The sequence below is a fragment of the Gottfriedia sp. NPDC057948 genome (assembly GCF_042887255.1).
Taxonomy (GTDB): domain Bacteria; phylum Bacillota; class Bacilli; order Bacillales; family Bacillaceae_G; genus Gottfriedia.
The window spans coordinates 35,781-55,323 of sequence record NZ_JBHVPN010000017.1 but is presented as its reverse complement, the minus strand read 5'-3'; the positions used below and the strand labels follow the sequence as shown (position 1 = coordinate 55,323).

At 32.1% G+C, this 19,543-nt stretch carries 22 protein-coding genes; 11 read left to right on the top strand and 11 right to left on the bottom strand.

The genetic code is table 11. The features are described 5' to 3' along the window. Position 1: 1 nt before the first annotated feature. Complete coding sequence (locus ACFVRR_RS19835; protein ID WP_387332006.1) at positions 2 to 700, bottom strand: response regulator transcription factor; 699 nt, start codon at positions 698 to 700, stop codon at positions 2 to 4. Between the two features lie 237 nt (positions 701 to 937). Here ACFVRR_RS19835 and ACFVRR_RS19830 point away from each other — a divergent pair, with 237 nt between their 5' ends. Continuing rightward, positions 938 to 4,054 carry an efflux RND transporter permease subunit gene (locus tag ACFVRR_RS19830; RefSeq protein ID WP_387332004.1) on the top strand — a complete coding sequence of 1,039 codons (3,117 nt, stop codon included), beginning with the start codon at positions 938 to 940 and terminating at the stop codon, positions 4,052 to 4,054. A 407-nt stretch (positions 4,055 to 4,461) separates the two neighbouring features. On the opposite strand, the gene ACFVRR_RS19825 is transcribed toward ACFVRR_RS19830, so the two are convergent. Continuing rightward, on the bottom strand, positions 4,462 to 4,800 hold the full coding sequence (locus ACFVRR_RS19825; RefSeq protein ID WP_387332002.1) for a hypothetical protein: 339 nt from the start codon (positions 4,798 to 4,800) through the stop codon (positions 4,462 to 4,464). A 14-nt stretch (positions 4,801 to 4,814) separates the two neighbouring features. Between ACFVRR_RS19825 and ACFVRR_RS19820 the strand changes: the two genes are divergently transcribed. From ACFVRR_RS19820 to ACFVRR_RS19810, 3 genes are read left to right on the top strand one after another with little or no spacing between them, the layout of a single operon-like run. Next, positions 4,815 to 4,964 carry a hypothetical protein gene (locus tag ACFVRR_RS19820; protein ID WP_387332000.1) on the top strand — a complete coding sequence of 50 codons (150 nt, stop codon included), beginning with the start codon at positions 4,815 to 4,817 and terminating at the stop codon, positions 4,962 to 4,964. Between the two features lie 36 nt (positions 4,965 to 5,000). Continuing rightward, on the top strand, positions 5,001 to 5,180 hold the full coding sequence (locus tag ACFVRR_RS19815; RefSeq protein ID WP_387331998.1) for a hypothetical protein: 180 nt from the start codon (positions 5,001 to 5,003) through the stop codon (positions 5,178 to 5,180). 9 nt (positions 5,181 to 5,189) lie between these two features. Next, positions 5,190 to 5,483: a hypothetical protein gene (locus ACFVRR_RS19810; RefSeq protein WP_387331996.1), complete on the top strand. Its 294-nt coding sequence runs from the start codon at positions 5,190 to 5,192 to the stop codon at positions 5,481 to 5,483. A gap of 169 nt (positions 5,484 to 5,652) precedes the next feature. Here ACFVRR_RS19810 and ACFVRR_RS19805 read toward each other — a convergent pair whose 3' ends face one another. Continuing rightward, the gene (locus ACFVRR_RS19805; RefSeq protein ID WP_387331994.1) at positions 5,653 to 5,982 is read right to left on the bottom strand and encodes a hypothetical protein; all 330 of its coding nucleotides are present in this window, start codon (positions 5,980 to 5,982) and stop codon (positions 5,653 to 5,655) included. A 228-nt stretch (positions 5,983 to 6,210) separates the two neighbouring features. On the opposite strand from ACFVRR_RS19805, the gene ACFVRR_RS19800 reads away from it, so the two are divergent. Beyond that, positions 6,211 to 6,978 carry a TSUP family transporter gene (locus tag ACFVRR_RS19800; RefSeq protein WP_387331992.1) on the top strand — a complete coding sequence of 256 codons (768 nt, stop codon included), beginning with the start codon at positions 6,211 to 6,213 and terminating at the stop codon, positions 6,976 to 6,978. Between the two features lie 303 nt (positions 6,979 to 7,281). Further along, entirely contained in the window at positions 7,282 to 8,322 is a 1,041-nt protein-coding gene (locus ACFVRR_RS19795; RefSeq protein ID WP_387331990.1) for a YeiH family protein, read from the top strand. 103 nt (positions 8,323 to 8,425) lie between these two features. Here ACFVRR_RS19795 and ACFVRR_RS19790 read toward each other — a convergent pair whose 3' ends face one another. Together ACFVRR_RS19790 and ACFVRR_RS19785 are read right to left on the bottom strand one after the other, a co-directional pair. Continuing rightward, a complete protein-coding gene (locus ACFVRR_RS19790; protein ID WP_387331989.1) occupies positions 8,426 to 8,965 on the bottom strand; it encodes a DUF2179 domain-containing protein in 540 nt (179 codons plus the stop codon). 410 nt (positions 8,966 to 9,375) lie between these two features. Then, positions 9,376 to 9,999, bottom strand: a complete 624-nt coding sequence (locus ACFVRR_RS19785) for a TetR/AcrR family transcriptional regulator (protein ID WP_387331987.1) — start codon at positions 9,997 to 9,999, stop codon at positions 9,376 to 9,378. A gap of 118 nt (positions 10,000 to 10,117) precedes the next feature. On the opposite strand from ACFVRR_RS19785, the gene ACFVRR_RS19780 reads away from it, so the two are divergent. Next, positions 10,118 to 12,358, top strand: a complete 2,241-nt coding sequence (locus ACFVRR_RS19780) for an MMPL family transporter (protein ID WP_387331985.1) — start codon at positions 10,118 to 10,120, stop codon at positions 12,356 to 12,358. A 65-nt stretch (positions 12,359 to 12,423) separates the two neighbouring features. Here the strand turns inward: ACFVRR_RS19780 and ACFVRR_RS19775 are convergent, their stop codons facing one another. The 4 genes from ACFVRR_RS19775 to ACFVRR_RS19760 all read right to left on the bottom strand — a co-directional run bounded on the left by ACFVRR_RS19775 (position 12,424) and on the right by ACFVRR_RS19760 (position 14,491). After that, on the bottom strand, positions 12,424 to 12,726 hold the full coding sequence (locus ACFVRR_RS19775) for a transposase (protein WP_387331983.1): 303 nt from the start codon (positions 12,724 to 12,726) through the stop codon (positions 12,424 to 12,426). A gap of 291 nt (positions 12,727 to 13,017) precedes the next feature. Further along, the gene (locus ACFVRR_RS19770) at positions 13,018 to 13,428 is read right to left on the bottom strand and encodes a GNAT family N-acetyltransferase (RefSeq protein WP_387331981.1); all 411 of its coding nucleotides are present in this window, start codon (positions 13,426 to 13,428) and stop codon (positions 13,018 to 13,020) included. Between the two features lie 65 nt (positions 13,429 to 13,493). Then, positions 13,494 to 14,012 carry a spermidine/spermine N(1)-acetyltransferase gene (gene paiA, locus ACFVRR_RS19765; RefSeq protein ID WP_387331979.1) on the bottom strand — a complete coding sequence of 173 codons (519 nt, stop codon included), beginning with the start codon at positions 14,010 to 14,012 and terminating at the stop codon, positions 13,494 to 13,496. 26 nt (positions 14,013 to 14,038) lie between these two features. Further along, complete coding sequence (locus ACFVRR_RS19760) at positions 14,039 to 14,491, bottom strand: MarR family winged helix-turn-helix transcriptional regulator (RefSeq protein WP_387331977.1); 453 nt, start codon at positions 14,489 to 14,491, stop codon at positions 14,039 to 14,041. 123 nt (positions 14,492 to 14,614) lie between these two features. Here ACFVRR_RS19760 and ACFVRR_RS19755 point away from each other — a divergent pair, with 123 nt between their 5' ends. The 3 genes from ACFVRR_RS19755 (at position 14,615) to ACFVRR_RS19745 (ending at position 15,917) form a co-directional block, all read left to right on the top strand. Continuing rightward, complete coding sequence (locus tag ACFVRR_RS19755) at positions 14,615 to 15,052, top strand: GNAT family N-acetyltransferase (protein ID WP_097976879.1); 438 nt, start codon at positions 14,615 to 14,617, stop codon at positions 15,050 to 15,052. Further along, complete coding sequence (locus ACFVRR_RS19750; RefSeq protein ID WP_387331975.1) at positions 15,049 to 15,714, top strand: YczE/YyaS/YitT family protein; 666 nt, start codon at positions 15,049 to 15,051, stop codon at positions 15,712 to 15,714. Before ACFVRR_RS19755 ends, ACFVRR_RS19750 begins: the two co-directional genes overlap by 4 nt. 68 nt (positions 15,715 to 15,782) lie before the next feature. Beyond that, the gene (locus tag ACFVRR_RS19745; RefSeq protein ID WP_056467807.1) at positions 15,783 to 15,917 is read left to right on the top strand and encodes a hypothetical protein; all 135 of its coding nucleotides are present in this window, start codon (positions 15,783 to 15,785) and stop codon (positions 15,915 to 15,917) included. A 65-nt stretch (positions 15,918 to 15,982) separates the two neighbouring features. On the opposite strand, the gene ACFVRR_RS19740 is transcribed toward ACFVRR_RS19745, so the two are convergent. Both ACFVRR_RS19740 and ACFVRR_RS19735 read right to left on the bottom strand, forming a co-directional pair. Further along, a complete protein-coding gene (locus ACFVRR_RS19740; RefSeq protein WP_387331973.1) occupies positions 15,983 to 16,798 on the bottom strand; it encodes a putative protein N(5)-glutamine methyltransferase in 816 nt (271 codons plus the stop codon). Between the two features lie 375 nt (positions 16,799 to 17,173). Continuing rightward, positions 17,174 to 18,415: a cation:proton antiporter gene (locus tag ACFVRR_RS19735; RefSeq protein ID WP_387331972.1), complete on the bottom strand. Its 1,242-nt coding sequence runs from the start codon at positions 18,413 to 18,415 to the stop codon at positions 17,174 to 17,176. Between the two features lie 287 nt (positions 18,416 to 18,702). Between ACFVRR_RS19735 and ACFVRR_RS19730 the strand changes: the two genes are divergently transcribed. Beyond that, positions 18,703 to 19,416 (top strand): DUF421 domain-containing protein, encoded by a 714-nt coding sequence (locus ACFVRR_RS19730; protein WP_387331970.1) that lies wholly within the window; start codon positions 18,703 to 18,705, stop codon positions 19,414 to 19,416. The last annotated feature ends 127 nt before the right edge of the window (positions 19,417 to 19,543 follow it).

Below are 19,543 nucleotides of genomic sequence, written 5' to 3'. Positions count from 1 at the left end.
CTTAACCCTTCCTCATTGTGTACCCCACACCTCGTATAGTTCGAATTAAAGGGACGTCAAAGTCCTCTTCAATTTTCTTTCTTAAATGTCTAATGTACACATCAACAACATTTGTTTCCCCTTCGTACTCATAACCCCAGACGGTAGTTATGATGCCTTCTCTAGTCACAATTTTATTTTGATTTGTTAATAGATAAACTAATAAATCATACTCTTTTGGTGTTAATGAAATGACTTTATCATCCCTCTTTACTTCTCTAGCTTCTAAATTAACAACTAAATCCTCAATCGTTAAAATGGGATTTTCGTCTTCGCTTTTCTTAAATTCATGAACTAGATTACTTGATCGTAGACACGAACGTATTCTTGCTAAGACTTCTTCGATTTCAAAAGGTTTTGTAATATAATCATTAGCACCATAATCAAGTCCGATAATCTTATCATGTGTAGCATCTCTAGCAGTTAATAAAATTACTGGAACAAATTGATTTGTTTTTCTAATCCTTCTTAAAACTTCGATTCCACTCAATTCAGGTAACATAACATCTAATAAAATTAGATCGACATTATTGCTTAAAGTCGACTCTAAACCAGCTTTTCCATTATGTTCGACTAACACTTCATAACCCTCATATTCTATTTCTAATTTTAAAACTCGAGCTATATTTATTTCATCCTCAATAATTAAGATTTTCTTCATTTAACTCACCTATTTCTATTAATAGTTTTAGTATCTCTATTCTATTTTTAAGACTGATTGTATTCTAAGAAGCTCCTTATATAAATGCCATTATAGAACTTTTGATTCGTATTTTTTTCATTTTAATCTAATTTTAATTGATTATTCATTAAAGTTTCAGTTAGGAATTTTACAATGACAAGGATTTGATTTATGAAATAATTTTCAATTTAAAATATAAATCTTAGGAGGTTTAAGATGAAAAAATTTATAGAAGGGACCATGCAAAGAGCAATTTTAATGATTGTTTGTGTCGTTATGATTGTAACTTGGGGTGCTATCTCAGCTTACCAAATGCAACGCGATTATTTACCAGGCATAAACAATTCAACTCTTACTGTAAGCATGCGTCTACCTATGTACCAGGCCGATCAAGTAAAACAAAATATTACTAATAGTCTTGAAAGTGCTGTAAGAACAACAGAAGGTTTACAAGATATTGAAACTAGCTCTTATGATGGCGGAGTTTTTATGAGTCTGTATTTTCCAATGAATACAGATATGAAACAAGCCGAAATTGATGTAAATAAAGCTTTAGAAAATGCGGACATTCCTCCGACAATTACATCTAAACCTTTAGTTACTAGACTTACAACTAGTTCATTCCCAATCCTAACTTACAGTTTGACTAGTGATAAATTAGATGATAATACTTTAAAATCAATAACTCAAATGGATATTGTGCAACACCTTAAAACAGTACCAGGCGTATCCGATGTTTCAGTGTTCGGTGGTGCAAAAGACGGATACGTACTAACTGTTAGAACGAAGGACCTAGCAAAAAATAAACTTACTTTAGATGACTTAAATAAAGCCTTAGCTGTAACAGTTCCATCTTTACCTGAAGGAACAATCTTACAAAATCAATTGTCTATTCCAGTTAAATTTGATGGATGGAATTTAAATGAGAAACAATTAAATGATGTAAAAATCAAAAATTCAGATGGTGATCAAATTCCACTTTCAGCATTTGCAACAGTTACTCACGCCTTAAATGATGTAAAAACGATTGCAAGAACAGATGGAAAAACAAGTGTTCAATTAAATGTTATTAAAACTCAAAGTGCAAACATTACCGACGTAGCAAAAAATGTGAAGGAAAGAATTCAAAGCTTACAACAAGTAAAAGACGGTTCTGTTAAATTTACACCTCAATTAGATCGTGAAAAAGAATTAAATGATTCATTAAACGGTTTAATTCGTGAAGGTTTACTTGGATGTCTTTTCTCAATGATTTGCGTATTTTTCTTCTTCCGCAATGTAAAATCAACATTAGTCATTGCAATTTCATTACCAATTTCATTATTAGCAACAACAGCTATCCTAAAATCAATGGGTATCACACTTAATATTTTAACCGTCTCAGGTTTAATTGTTGCAATGGGTCGTATTGTTGATGATTCAATCGTTATCCTTGATAATATGTACCGTAAAAGAGAACAAAATCCTGATAAATCATTACTATACTCATTAAGTTCAGCAGTTTATGAAATGACTCCTGCGATTTTAGCATCAACACTTACAACAATTGCTGTTTATATTCCAATTGCCTTTGTAGGTGGAGCTATTAGTGCTTCATATAGCGGATTTGCATGGTCTGTTGTTATCTCTTTAATTATATCGTTCTTTGTAGCAATTCTTGTTATTCCAGCACTTGCACTAATGGGTTGGAAAAATAATACAAAGAAAACAAATGCTGTTTCTTTAGAACCAATGATGAAACCGATCTTATTATCATCATTAAAGAAGAAAAAACTTACAATTTTCATTTCAGCTTTACTATTTATTTTCGCAGTAGCATTTGGTTCGTTTTTACCTGTTTCATTCTTACCAAGTGCTAAAACTGGTCAAGTGGCAATTAAACTTGAATTACCTCAAGGAAGTACATTAATGCAGGTAGATTCCGAGGTTCAAAAAGTAGAAAATCAATTAAAAAATAATCCAAAAATAAAATCTTATCTATCTAATTTTGGATCAACCAATACGCCTCAAAGTGATGATGTATTTGACCAAGGCGGTGGTTTCCTACAAAAACCTAACGTAGCTAACATTTCTGTTGCTTTAAAGAACGAAAAAGACTCAGACCAAGTCATAAAAGAACTTGGAAAACAACTGCCACAATTATCTAAAAATGTAGCTTATACTGTTTCAAGTCAAAGTATTGCCGGTGATGACTCTTTATTGAAAGTCATATTTACTGGCTCTGATCAAGCTACATTAGATAAAATTGCAGATCAAATGAGATCAAAACTTGTTAAAATTGATGGACTAAGCGTTGATGGAAAAGTAGATTTAACATCAGGTCTTCCAAAATATAAAATTACATTTAACCAACAAGCAATTGAACAAAATGGAATTCAATTAGCGGATATAACGAAAGTAATTAACCGTTATATGTCACTATCTAAAGATGCTACATTTGTAGTTAACCATATAAGTCTGCCAGTTGATATGTATCTTGATCAAATTAGTAGTGGAAAAACTCAAGTTCAATTAAATGCATCGCCAGAAGATGTGATCAATTCGCTTAAAAATGAAACATTCTTAACAAGTAGTAATAAAACCGTCAAACTTGAACAAATTGCATCTATTACGAAAGATAATGCACCTTCAACGATTAATGAACGCAATGGAGAGCCTTACTCAATCGTTACAGGTCAAATAACTTCGAATGACATTAGTAAAGTTTCAAAACAAGTTGATGACGCCATTAGTAAACAAGCTCTTCCTAAGGGAGTAAGTTACTCGATGGGAGGTATTACTCAACAAGTTAAAGAAATGATTTTTGATATGTCAATTGCCGTAGCCTTCTCTATACTTTTAGTTATGGTCATTACTTCATCATTATTTAAGGGATGGAGAGCTCCAGTTTCGGTATTATTAAGTATCCCACTAGCATTAAGTGGTGTTGTTATCTCTTTAGTAATAGTAGGTGGAGAGTGGAATTTAGCAGCACTAATCGGTGTCTTAATGTTAACTGGAATTGTAGTAACAAATGGTATCGTACTAGTTGATAAGATTGAGCGTAATCGTAAAAACGGTATGAGTACTGAAGAAGCCGTTATTTCTGGTAGTCTTTCAAGGATTAGACCTATCTTAATTACAGCAGCAACAACGATTTTAACACTATTACCACTAGCATTTTCACACCAAGGTGATACAGTTATTTCACAGACATTAGGAATTGTTGTAATCGGTGGGATGATTACATCTACTTTAAATAGCTTTTTAGTAATACCAATTATTTATCAATGGTTGCATAAAAAACAATCAAATAAGAAAGTAATTTCAACTGAGGAAGTTAATTCACTATAATTTTTTAAAGGTAACTCTTGTATTTGAGAGTTACCTTTTCTATTTTAGATTTTATATTTTTTAGGCCAAAATCTCGTACATATTTTCATCTAAATAAAAAAGGTAAATATAGTCAAATACTCTGACGAGCTGCCCAAATAAAACATATTGATAGTTAGAAGACCTAAAATAATATAATTTTAGTGGGTGATATTTAAATGAAACATAAGCAGCAACAATTCAATAGTATTAACACCAAAGTGATACTGTCATTTCACAGTAGTTTGGTATTGTAGTAAAAGGTATGATGATCAAAACAGTAAAATAAGATAAAATTAAACTGAAGTATTGAATGCACTTTAACTAAAACTATAAGGGTAACTCCTATTTTTCGGGAGTTACCTTTCCTATTTTAGAAAACATATTTCTTAGGCTAAAATCTGTAACAAGTTTTCATCTAAATAAAATAAAAAATGTATAGTCAAAAACACTGACAAGCTATCCACATCGAACATATTGATAGTTAGAAGACCTGAATAATTCAAATTTAATGGGTGATATATAATGAAGAAATGTAACTGTGACAGTGAGCCATGTAGATGCGAACCTAAACCTCCTTGCCCACCAATAAAACCACTTCTACCACCGAAGCCACCAAATCCACCGCCTAAGCCGCCAAGTCCACCGCCTAAGCCGCCTTGTCCTCCGTGTCCTCCATGTCCGCCTTGTCCTCCGTGTCGACCTTGCCCTCCATGTCCGCCATGCAAATGTTGTTGCGAACATGAGAAATGCGATTGTCATGAACACAAAAATTGTGATTGCTGTGACCACAAGAGATACGAATGTCGTGATTACAAGAAATGTGATTGCCACGAGCACAAGAAATGCGATTGTCATGAACACAAGAATTGTAATTGCTGCGAACACATGAAATCCGATTGTCGTGATCACAAGAATTGTGATTGTCATGACCACAAGAAATGCAATTGTCATGACCACAAGAAATGCGATTGTCATGACCACAAGAAATGCAATTGTCATGAACACAAGAAATGCAATTGTCATGACCACAAGAAATGTGATTGTCATGACCACAAGAAATGTGATTGTTGCGAACACAAGAAATGTGATGGCAGTATTACGGTGAATATTAATATTGATTGTTCTTGCAAAAAAGATAAGAAAATTCGAAAACATTCCGACAAGCACAAATGTGACTGCTGTGAAGATCATGAATGTGACTGCTGTGAAGATCATAAATGTGACTGCTGTGAAGATCATAAATGTGACTGCTGCGAAGACCATGAATGTGACTGCTGTGAAGATCATGAATGTGACTGCTGTGAAGATCATGAATGTGACTGCTGTAAAGATCACGAATGTGATTGCTGCGAAGACCATGAGTGTGACCGCTGCAAACACAAGAATTGTGATTGCTGTACAGATGTAATTGCTAAAATATTAAGTGCTGTACAAAATGGTCAATCATTATCTCATTGCGATAAAAAAATTACGATTAATATCAACATTAACAATAAATAAGCAATTTCCCGAGATGAATCAAACACAAACAAAGGCAAAAAAATAGAGTGAAGAAACCTAGTGTTTCTCACTCTTTTTTATTTATTAAAATCGCTTTCCTTTTTTATTGAATTGCCTTTTATTTCTTCTAATGATTTAAGATAAATCTCAATTTCACTCATTTTTAGTTGTATTTCTTTAATTGAATCCTCTAATATTTTCGTTAAATCATTTTGTACTTGTCTAATAACTTCATCATTTTCTAGACCATCAAATCGGATAATACGTTTAACTTTTAGTTCTTCAAGTGCCATCTTCATTTCGATCTTAGTAACAATCTCTTTCATTAAACGATTGATGTTTTTTTCAAAGTATTTTTCTTTAGCTTGTCCTATTTCTGTAGTTGTAATTTTTTGTTCGTAATTCAATCCATATACACCTCTCCATTAAATTATCACATACCAATATATGCGAAATTTTAGAAAGTGGCACAAGTTGAAATTAAAATCTCACCTATAATAACTTATACGGAAAAAATGTTACTGCTATTTTATTGTGTAAAAATAAATATAATTCTTATATTACTAAATTAATGATTTACTTCGTTTCCTATTTTAACTACTATCAAATTAGTAAATAAAAGAAAGGTAGATTTGATGATATTCCATATTGATCCGTCGTTATTATTAACTTTAATTGTATTTGGATTTTTAGCTGCATTTATTGATTCTGTAGTTGGAGGCGGTGGTCTAATTACTTTGCCAGTATTATTATTTACTGGTCTATCCCCAGCTGCTGCCGTCGCAACGAACAAATTAGCTGGGTCAATTGGCTCTTTAACGAGCACAATCATGTTCTATCGTTCTGGAAAGCTTGATTTGAAATCTGTCTATAAGTTATTCCCACTCACATTTATTGGTTCCATCTTGGGAGCTTGGACAGTTCATTTAATTGACCCTACAGTTCTTAAGCCTCTTATGCTCGTTATGCTTGCAGCAGTTGCAATATATACTATTTTTAAGAAAGATTGGGGAGATACGACTACCAATAAAAAGCTGTCAGTTACTCACATTATTCTGTTTATGCTTTTAATTTTTGGGATTGGTTTCTATGATGGATTCATAGGCCCTGGAACTGGTTCATTCCTAATATTTGCTTTTTTAATGATGGGGTTTGATTTCTTAAAAGCTGCAGGCAACGCAAAGTTTTTAAATTTTGGTAGTAATATAGCTGCATTATTAATGTTTATGTACTTGGGACAAATTCATTACGCCTATGGACTAGCTATGGGACTTGCACAAATAGCAGGAGCAATTTGTGGTTCAAAATTCGCTATTAAAAAAGGAAGTGGCTACGTTCGAATCCTTTTTATTACAGTAACCTTTATCTTGTTAGCAAAAAATACTTTTGATTATCTTCATTAAGATCATTATAAGTGTATCTTGTTTATAAACTAAAATGGTAAGCAATTCTTCGTTGAATTTGCTTACCATTTTTCTTTCAAACCAAATTTAACAGCTTTCTACGAATTGAAAAACTCTGTTCGCTATTTATCACATTTCAATCAAAATAAAAAAACAAAGCTCATACTAAAAAACTTTGTTCAATTTCTACCCTATTTTCTATCTATCGTATTTCCTTATCATAACTATAATAATAATTTATTTTCCTTATAGTAAATGATTCGATACGATAATAATATAGAACGCCCTTAGGAGATGAACACGATGGAACAAAAAGCAATAATCAATACAAAACCAGAGCAACAAAAAAAGCCTATTAAACAGTTAAATGTAGCAATGATCTATGGAGTGGCTTTTACATTCATCATTGCTGTTTTAGGTTTTCTATTGGCAAAGTTACCAGGGTTCGATCATATTGGACCACTTGCTTGTGCCATTTTACTTGCTTTAGTATATAGACAATTTTTGGGTTTTCCTGAAAAATTGCGCGCAGGAATTCAATTTTCTTCAAAAAGATTTTTAAGATTTGCCATCATACTGTACGGATTAAAACTAAACATAGTTGTCATTTTTAGTGATGGTTTGCCTTTATTACTAAAAGGGGCTGGAACAATTATATTTTCGATTGTTGTTCTTTTGCTTATAGCAAAATGGCTTAAAGCAGACTTTAATCTGTCCTTATTATTAAGTATTGGAACAGGCATTTGTGGCGCCGCTGCAATCGCTGCAGTATCTCCAATTATTAAATCTAAAGATGAAGACACAGCTATGGCCGTCGGGATCATCGCATTAGTCGGCACAATATTTTCCATCATTTATACTCTAATCTATCCTTTATTACCGATTAGTCCCACTGAATATGGAGCTTGGGCTGGAATAAGTCTTCACGAGATTGCTCATGTTGCTTTAGCAGCTGCTCCTGCAGGTCAAGATGCTCTCGCTCATGCATTGCTTGCCAAACTTTCTCGTGTCTTTCTATTAATTCCGGTTTGTTTTATCCTTTTATTCTGGATGAAGAAGAAAGGAAAATTAGATGGAGAAGCAAAATTGGAGTTTCCATGGTTTTTAGTTGGATTTGTAATTATGAGTTTTGTAGGGAGTTACGTCCTTGGAAAAGAAGTTCCAGTATCTAAAAATTTCATGTCAGACATTGCTGTTTTTACATCATTTATCTTAACAATGTCAATGACTGGCTTAGGATTAAATATTAACCTAAAAGAATTACGTACAAAATCATTACGCCCTCTAATCTCCATAATCATTACATCAATTCTTCTATCTTTCTTTACATTTATTTTGGTTTAATAAGCTCCTTAATTGACAGCCAACACACTCTTTAAATCATTAAATAAAAAAATCAGAGAAACTATACGCCAGTTTCTCTGATTTTTTATTTACTATATAGTGTCTATAATACGTTTGATTTGTTATGTTTTGATTTCTTCATTGCGTTTAATAAAAACCCACCCTTAAACCTTCTCGCTTCATACGAAATAATAAAGGCACTTGGTTCATATTGTTCAATAAGATCCATTAGTTCGGGTTCTCTATTACGTTTTGTCAATATATCCAAATGATAACGCTCGCTGTCCCTTCCTTCGCCTTGGAACACTGTCACTCCGAATCCTTCCTCGCGAAGTCGATTAATTAGCAATTTATTTTTGTTTGTCAAATTAACTACTAGTGTTGTGTAGCCAATTGCTAAGCGGTTTTCTACGTAACTGCCAATTAGTAATCCAATTCCAAATCCGACTGCATAAACAACCATAGAAACAGTACTTTGATCTCCGGAAAAAACAAGAGATAATCCAAAAACGTAGATAATTGCTTCTAAAAAACCAAAAAGCGCAGCAGATACACTCAACCCTTTTACAAGAAAAATTGTTCGTAATGTTAAGACAGGTACATAAATCAATTGCAATAATAAGATTAGTAAAATATCTTTCATTGTAGACACCTCAAAGTTTAAATTTTGGACAGCAGATTTAGGTATTTATTTGGTTCATCCTAAGCCTTGCTTTTAAACTTTTTTAAGGAATCAAAGTGAAAGCCTAGTTGAAAATTATTTTAATAATAAGGCTGAGCTGATGCGTAAACAATGTGATTTTTTGTATTATTTACCAGTTGTAGTAACTAATTCAACTTGTTCAGTTAAATTCCTGCTTATCTTTAAGGACATTAAAAGATTACTGTACAAATAAACCGAACCTACTATTCTAAAACATACTCATGAGCCTTTTATGAGTATGTTATTTTCACTTTCTAGCTCTATACTTACTCAAGAGCCTTTTCTCAATTTTGAATATGTTTTATTTAACACGCAAAAAAAGAAGATTTACTCAAAAAGTAAATCTTCTTTTATTTATTGCCCATTATTCCATTCCAAAAGAAGTCTATGATCTGTTCAGCCATTTCATCTATTGTAGCGAAAATTGAATTTTGATCTGTATCCTTATAATTTCCAACCGATAAAATTGCTAAGAACAATTGGGTATAGAATGTTGGATTCCCTTTAGGTATTTCTCCATTCTCTATTGCCATTGTCATTGCTTTTTCGATCACATTATACATCATTTCTTCCGCTTTATTCATCTGTTGTAATTGTTCATCTGATAAAGAGACTTTCGCTTCTTTCGTAAAAGCTTTTAAATCAATTTCAAAAGTTGCTCTTAAATGGACTTTTACCAATTCGTTGAGATTTTCTTTTAACGATTTATCTGTAGATAAAATCTCAGCAATTCGATCACTTATTCGAAGCATCATTTGAACCATTGCATCCGTAAAGAGATCTGCTTTTGTTGGATAATAATAATAAACCGTTGCTTTGGTCACACCACAATTCTTAGCCACGTCATCCATCGAAACTAATTGATATCCGTTTTGAAGAAACAATTGAATTGCATTTTCAACGATTGTTGTTTTTGTAGGCTTTTTTTTTGAATCCTGCGGTGGTCTTCCAAGAGGACGTTTAATTTGTTCCAAAATGCTCCTCTCCTAACCTTTTAATTCCCCTTCATTATATCATAAAAAAAGTTCTTGAATAATTAACTTACCAGTATATATAATTAGGTTAATAAATTTTACGTGAGGTGAATTCCATATGAAACAGCACCCCTTTCATTCTTGGGGCAAATTTGTAAGTAGTAAACGTACAAGATGGATAACATTGTTGATCTGGGTTTTATTAACGGTTGTGCTATCATTTACTTTCCCATCTGTAAACGAAGTAGAAAACAATACAGCAGATAATTTACCTAAGCAATCCATGTCTCAAAAAGCGGATCAGCTAATAAAAAAAGAATTTCCAACTGATTCTGGAAATCCTTTATTAATTGTTTGGAACCGTAAAGACGGTCTAAGTGAAGACGATTACAAAGTCATTCAAACTGTTTATAAAGAACTTAGAAATAATCCATTAAAAAATCAATTAACATCTCCGTCATATGATTTAATGCCTGTCCAGGCAATTAAACGAAGTTCTTCAGTGGATGGTACTACAATCATTACAGCCGTTCTTTTTGATAAAAAAGCAGATGATAAAGTACTACAAAAAAACATCAACAAAATAGAAAAGCTAATTAAAAATAATTCTGGTGATAACCCCGTAAAACGAAAATTAACAGAATCAGGTCTAAAAGTCCGCTTTTCTGGCCCGGTTGGTATTCAAACAGACGCTGTAAGTTTATTTTCACAAGCCGATGTTAAACTTTTATTATCAACAGTATCACTTGTATTAGTTTTCTTAATCCTTCTATATCGTTCACCAATTATGGCAATTGTCCCGTTAATAGTCGTTGGTTTCGCATATGGAATCGTAAATCCATTATTAGGCTTTTTAGGTGATAAAGGTATTATAACGGTGGATTCCCAAGCCGTTTCGATTATGACAGTTTTATTATTTGGTGCAGGAACTGATTATTGTTTATTTTTAATATCAAGATATCGTGAATATTTACTTTTGGAAGAAAACAAATATAAAGCACTTCAGCTCGCAATCCGAGAATCTAGTGGAGCCATCTCAATGAGTGCTTTAACAGTCGTTATTGGATTAGGTACTCTCTTATTAGCTCAATATGGTGCTTTCCATCGTTTCGCAGTACCATTTAGTTTGGCAGTCCTTATTATGGGTATTGCTGCAATCACAATCCTACCTGCCCTACTTTCTATTTTTGGCAGAGTTTCATTTTTTCCTTTTATCCCAAGAACAGAGGAAATGGAAGAATTAAGAGCTAAGAAAAAAGGCAAATCAATTAAGAAATCAAAAATCAAAGTAACATTTAATCAAAAAATAGGAAAAGTAGTTACTCAAAAACCTTGGACAATTATTCTAGTCTCGATCATGCTTTTAGGAGGGCTAGCTCTATTTGTACCTCGAGTACAATACACATACGATTTACTTCAATCATTTCCTAAAGATATGCCTTCAAGAGAAGGTTTTGATTTAATATCTGACCATTATTCATCAGGTTTATTAGCACCTGTTAAAGTAATAATCGATACAGAAAATAAAAATATCCCTGTAAAAAAAGAATTAGAATCACTTTCATTCGTAAAAGATGTATCTGATCCTATTACAGGTAAAGAGAATAAAAAATTACAATTATATGAAATTTCTTTAGTCGATAATCCATATTCTATTAAAGGATTAGAGAGAATACCTCAACTAGAAAAGAAAATTAAGAAACTATTGAACGAATATGATATACAACAAGTAAATAAGCATTACTGGATTGGTGGAGAAACAGTAACAAATTTAGATACAAAAAATATAACTGAGCATGATGAATCCGTGATCATTCCGGTAATGATTGGATTAATTGCATTATTACTTTTAACTTATTTACGTTCCTTTACAGCGATGATTTACTTAATTCTAACCGTCATATTATCTTATCTTTCAGCATTAGGTGCTGGCTGGCTAATTCTTCACTACGGATTTGGGGCTAGCGCGATACAAGGTTCGATTCCATTATATTCCTTTGTATTTTTAGTAGCATTAGGTGAAGATTACAATATATTCATGGTTTCGGAAATATGGAAAAATAAAAAGAAACAAACTCATCGCGAAGCAGTTTCTAATGGCGTCGCAAAAACCGGGGCTGTTATTTCATCTGCTGGATTAATCTTGGCCGGTACATTCCTAGTGTTAGCAACACTACCTATTCAAGTATTAGTTCAATTTGGAATTGTTACTTGTATTGGAGTATTAATTGATACATTCATAGTTCGTCCACTTTTAGTCCCAGCAATTACTACCGTATTAGGTAGATTTGCATACTGGCCAGGTGAACTTTCGAAAAAAGAGTATGATTCAAAACTAGAAATGCAAATAGAAAAATAACGATAAAAAAGCACCACAATGCATGATTTTATAGAAATGATGCGTTGTGGTGTTTTTCATTGTCATTACTTATTAGTTTGATTAAGCTGTTTCATCATCAAATTAATCAATAGATATAAACCATATATACCTAAGTAAGAGCCAGCAATTAAAAAATAAATATTAAGAAATACAGCATGGATATTAGTCATAAAAACAACATCATGTTTTATAATTTCATAAATTGATATTGCTGAAATTCCCCCAAATACTACATAAGAAATGATTGCGATTAAATTAAAGATTGTGTTAAACATTCGATTAAATCTGACTAATCCATTCATAATAATAGGAAAAAAAATAATTGAACAAAATATTAAAGTTTTCAAGTGCTTACTCCATTTTATTATTGAATTATGTTAATTTTATTCTTTACCAATTTAGATTAACTATCCAAATTGACCGCTCATTTCATTCTCCCCCTAAAATTAACCAAATAAATACCAAAAAAGCTTGGTGACTAGTCAAGCTTTTTTGGATAACCGTATGAAAAAAGGGTGGGGAAATATACATAAGGTTTTATGACACCATAAATCAATACCGGGGTTATTTGTATTGAGTGTTATCATATTTAAATGATAATGATTATCAGTATCATTGTCAACCTTTATACTTATCTACTATAAATATTTCTCCATAATGACGTAATCTTTCCCACCTTTTATAAAACTGGTATTGGTCTCTATCAAACCAAATTTTTTATAAAAACTCACTTTATTCTTTCTAGCATTACACCAAATTTTCTTCACGCAATTATTCTGAACTTCCTTTATTACATAATTTAACAACATACTCCCATACCCTCTACCTTGTTCTTGTTGAAGAGTTGCAAATTTACGGAACTGACATTCTCCGTTCGTTATAAAAATAGAAATAACTGAAATTAAAGTAAATCCTTCAAAAAGGCCATAATGAACCCCTAAATCATCATCTTTCAATTTGATGTAATCAAAAGGCTGATCTACCCACATAACTTTATGCCTTATTTCCCATACATCTTCCTTTTTTACTTGTCTTATCGTCGTTTCCATAGTTCTCTCCTTTGTGTTCTTTACCATTAATCTGTAGTTGAGAGAATATTTTAATGTGGACAATTTTACCCAAGTGTTTTAGTCATGATCAAGTCTATTTGTTCTTCATCACCCATATAAAATGAGTGTGACCCATTGTGAACAAATCCCATTTTTTTATAAAATGCGATCGCATTTTCGTTTTTTTCCCATACGCCTAGCCAGATTTTCTTTTTATTAAGTTCCTCCGCAATTTCTATGGCTTTATTATAAAGAACTTTTCCAAGCCCGTGTTTTTGAAACTCCTTCTTTATATAAATCCGCTCGATTTCAAGTGATTCTGAACCCATTTTTTCGGATTGGGCATCGTCTCTATTGACCTTTAAATAGCCAGCGATGGTTTGATTAAAATGAATGAAAAAGAATTGCGAAGACTGATTTAACACTTCTTCTTCTATTTGATTTAACTTAAACGCTCTTTCTAAATAAGCATTCATATTTTCTAGCGTATTTTGATCCTTAAATGTCTCATTAAACGTTTCATAACCGATTTGTTGAAGTTTTTGTGAATCCTTAGAACTACACTTTGTTATATTGATCGTCATATTAATCCGTCTCTCCTCTAATCTAATCAATAATTTCTCTTGTTCCCCTTTTTTACAAATTCCCAGTCTTTTTCTACATTTTTTCTTACCTTTTGAAGTAGAGTAAAAATGGTTTCAACTTCTATTGCGGACAGTCCCTCTAGTGCAACGATATTAGAATAATCGTTTTCTCTTTTTATAAATGGATAAACATTTTCCCCTTTTTCTGTTGCAAAGAGTTTTTTTATTTTTTTGTTCTCTTTATCCTCTTTCTTTTCAATAAATCCATTCATTTCAAGTTTTTTTATAGCACGCGCTGCTGTAGTTCGATCTACTTTTATCATCTCAGCTAATTTTTCTTGAATGATTCCTGGATTTTCAACTATTCGAACTAGATATAAATACTGCCCTTTTGTAAGGTCATGCTCTTTAAATTCAATATTACTGATCGAATCTAGAGCCCTTGCGATCATTCCAATTTCACGAAGAATTTCCTTCATAAATAACTCCTTAGTATTAATTTTGTTGTAAATGCAATAAAAATGATATATATTGAATTTAACTTATTTTTGTTGCATTTGCAATAAAACAAAAAATTTAATTAATAGGGACTGATAAAAGTGATGAATACAAAAAAAATAATGAATGAAGAAGAACTAAAAATAGCATTTGCAATAAGGAAAGATATATTTGTGAAAGAACAAGGTGTACCTCTAGAAGATGAATTTGATCAATACGACAAATTGAATGGAGATTGCCAACACATATTAGTTCATTACAATGAACAACCAGTCGGAACAGGAAGAATTAGGTTTGTTGATGGAGTAGGTAAATTGGAAAGAATCTGTATCCTTGAGTCTTTCCGAAAATTTGGTCTTGGCAAAAACATTATTAAAGCTTTAGAAGAAATCGCGGAAGAACAAGGAGCTTCGAAAGTAAAATTGCATGGCCAAACACATGCAGAAGGTTTTTATAAAAAACTTGGTTATCACACTTCCTCTGATGTCTTTATAGAAGACGGGATCCCTCATATTCTAATGCTAAAAGAAATAACTAAATGATAAAGCGATTAATTAAAGCGAAACATGTCTTTTACGTATTAGGAATTTTAATATTAACCTTAGGTATTTCAATCAACATACAATCTAACCTTGGAACTTCACCTTTTGATGCACTTTTAGTAGGGTTATCCAAAAATGTGGGCTTGACTGTCGGAAGTTGGGAAATGATCATTGCTTTACTTCTAATATGTATAAATTCATTTTTAAAAAGACAAAGACCAGAATTTTTAGGATTAGTAACTGCCTTTATTACAGGTATCGGTATTGATATGTGGCTTTATTTATTACACAATTTAGTAACACCTGAAATTTGGTATAGCAAAATAGCTTGTTATAGTTTTGGATTAGTTATTTCAGGACTAGGAACTGCAACCTATTTACACACAAACTTTGCACCTATTCCAGTGGACCGATTAACATTAATCCTACAGGAATTAACAAGTACAACTATCTTTTTTTCGAAAACAGTCATTTATCTCATTTTCTTAATAGCTGCATTCATTTCAAATGGACCAATTGGCATTGGGACGATACTAACCGTTTGTTTTGGTGGGTTAATACTAAATTTCTTTATGCCACTTACAAAAAAATTTTTAGACCGCGTAATATCTCAACAAAGTACATCTTCTAACTTTGAAAAAGAGAAAAATCTTTCTATATAGAATGTACAAGATTATTTTTACTCATAAATCTACACTCTTCGGAAACACTATCTTTGGAGGTGAAGCACATGAGTAAAAAATCATCTGGAAGAGGACAAAAAGCTCCAAGTGTTAATCCACAAGGATACGGAAAAGACGTTGAATTTTCAACTGAGCCTCAAAGTGAATTACAGAATTTAGCAAAAAAGTCGAACAAAAAATAAACTTTGATACTAAAAACAACCAGAGTAACCCATAACGAGGCTACACTGGTTGTTTTTAATTAATTCTATAATGGCGGTTTTGTACCAATTACGACTGTGGCGTCCAATTCATTATCGTGTGCTAACCCAGCTATTAGTCCACACTGAGTAAAAATTTCAACTGTTTGAGGAGCCTGAATTTTACTCGTCTCTATTAATAAATGCCCACCCGAAGCTAACCAGAAAGACGCATTTTCTGCCACTTTCCGATGAATATCATTTCCATCCTTTCCACCATCGAGTGCAACTTTTGGCTCATAAAGACGTGCCTCTTGAGGGAGAGACGTTATTGCCTCAGTAGGAACATATGGTGCGTTTGCCACTATAATATCAACATTCCCATGTAAATGAGGTGGCAATGGATTATAAAGATCACCTTCATATACAAGACCACCTAGTTTAGAAATATTGCACTTGGTACACTGGACTGCAGTAGGATCAATATCGACCGCATACAACGAAACCAACCCTACTGCCTTGGAAATCGCTACACCTACTGCACCAGAACCACAACAAAGATCAACAACTTTGACACCAGGTACAGATAAGTCAATCGCCTTTTGAGCAAGAAACTCTGTCCGACGGCGAGGAACGAAGACCCCTGGGCCTACTGCTATCCTATTGCCATAAAACTCTGCCCAACCTAGAATGTATTCTATTGGTGAACCAGTTACTCGAAGATTTACCATTGTTAAAAGTTCTTCAAAAGTATTAGCTTCAGAAATGAGAAGTTGAGTCTCTTCTTCTGCAAAAACGCAACCTGCGTTCCGAAGTTGCTCGATTATACTAATTTTTATTTGTTCACTACTATAAATTTCATTTTGTTTTATTATTAATCCCACCCAATCTTTAAAAAGTTTATTATTGGGAGTTCGTTATATAATTTAAAATACCTTCTTCAACTTGGATACTAGTAGTTCAGAAGGTCCTTTATACTGAACATTTATAAAAACAAAAAAATAGAATAACCCTCTATGGAGATATTCCGGTTTATTTACCTACTTTTCTTTTCATACTTTTTTGGAACACTGTAAATATTTCTTGTTCACTGATAGCATTATGACATGCTTACAAGATATATCTTAAGATGATCAATAGTCTGTTCGCAACTGGGACAGCCTCTTATATCAATCAGTAGTGTCAGAACTTTGATCTGTTTCTAGCATTGAAAATTTTATCAATCACATGACATTTTCCATTTGCAAATAAAAGAAATCTTACTGTCTAACTTTTTCTTTATGTTTTATATACATTATTACTCTTGGAATACTCAAACCTTGAATCAGCAATGAAAACACCACATTTGTATATACAATTAGCAAAATGTTTTCTCTATATGGGAAATCAGCTGGTAAAGTTAGTGCCAGTGCAATTGACAATGCACCTTTTAACCCACCCCAGTTAATCAGAAACTTTTCATTATTTGTAAAGGTCTTTATATTTAGCAAACTAATATTTACTGCAATTGTTCTAGCAATTAATACAATCAATATCGTTATTAAAGAAACTTTCCAATTTGAAAATACATCTAATCGATAAACTACTAAACCGATTAGTAGGAATAAAATCGTATTTCCTACAAACGATACGATGTCCCAAAAACTTGCGATGTAATCTTCGGTTACCGCACTCATTCCAATTTTCTTTCCATAATTACCAAACACAATGCCTCCAATTACAACTGCAATTACGCCACTTCCATGAAAATGCTCTGATAATAGATAACTTCCATAAAAAAGTAAAAAAGACACCATTGTTTCAAGAGGGTAATTATCTACGAAACTAATCATGTATGAAGCTAAGAATCCCAAAATTAGCCCCATAACTGCTCCGATAAGAACAACCTTGAAGAATAATAAAATGCCAGCACCTATACCTGATAATCCCATGTTAATGTAACTTAATAGGAATACGGTAGATATTTTAAAAAATACAACTGCTATTCCATCATTAAACAGGCTTTCTCCTTCTAAACTAGCCGCAATACTTTTCTTTACATTGTAAATCTTAAACATTCCCATAACCGAAATAGGATCAGTTGCACACATAAGAGAAGCAATCGTAAAAGATACTACTACTGGTAACTTACAAATATAAATCAAAGCAACAGCAACAAGAACAAATGTTATGAATGTACCTAAAAGAGCTAAACTTAGAATTTCATTTTTATATTTTTTAATTTCTTTATATTCAAACCTCATCGAAGCCTCTCCAAGAAGCGAAGGTAAAAAAAGACTAAGAACGATTAATGAAAAAGTCTCGCTTTTGGTAAATAAGTCGGCAATTTTATCTAAAAAATCAATATTCATAAGGCCAATTAATAAACCAATAATGACTAGAAATATTGTATAAGGTTTATTAAATTTATTTGCAGCCAACCAAGATATCACACCAATTAAGAGTAATATTAAGAATTCTCCTATAATCACGTTTGAAACTTCTAACAATCCGTGTTCCATTTAAAATTCTCCTATGGAATTTAGTTATTTTTTGAACTATTTATCTGTTTATAGTAAAGCTAATCTACCATTATTAGTTAATAACATTTTTACCAAATAAGGTAAATCTATGTAGAAGTAAAAAGAGCATTTAAGTTTAATTACTTAAATGCCCTCTTCTTTAATTACCTTTGACCCGTTTACTATACGATCTGTTCTATAGGTACTTTACAAAAGAATCTACTTTTACGTATTATCTATATCTTTTAATGTAAAAATATAGTAAAAAAAAATTAAAGGTGAAGGTAATGATTGGAACGATTGAAGTCATAATTCGAACTCTTTCAGCATTTGTTTTACTAATTTGTATTACCCACTTACTTGGAAAACAAACAATATCAAAAATGACGTATCATGATTATATTACTTCAATAACATTAGGATCGATTGCTGGTAATCTGACGTTTAACACATCTATTCGTATCAGTAACTATTTTACTGCATTAATAATCTTCAGTACGTTTTTATTTCTTGCTACTCTAGTTTCACTAAAAAATAAAAAAGCTAGAGAGTTATTCAATGGACAGCCTACAGTTGTCATACAAGATGGCAAAATTCTTGAAAAAAACATAGAAAAACTAAAAGTTACAATGGATTCATTCAATCAAGCACTAAGAAGGAGAGATATATTTGATATAGATGAGGTAGAATTCGCTATTTTCGAACCTGATGGCCATTTATCTATATTAAAGAAACCGTTATATCGTTTTGTAACTAGAGAAGATTTGGGAATTTCTAGTCCTTCCAAATCAGATTTCCCTATTGAAATCATTATGGATGGTCAATTTATTGATAAAAACATCACACAAAACCACCTAACAAAAGATTGGATTGTTACTGAAATTGAGCAAAGAGGATTGAAATTAGCTGATGTTTCATATTGTGTTTGTGGAACGAATGGTCAACTGTATTTTGATTTGTATAAAGATCAGATTAATTCGCCTGTTGATATAGAGGAATGAATATAACGAATCGGTAACCTCATATGAGATTACCGATTTTCATGTTAATTTTCAGATTAATTTAGACTAAGAACTTCTAACTCACCTTCTAATTGTTTAAAAACTAGTTAAAAATCCGCTAATTATA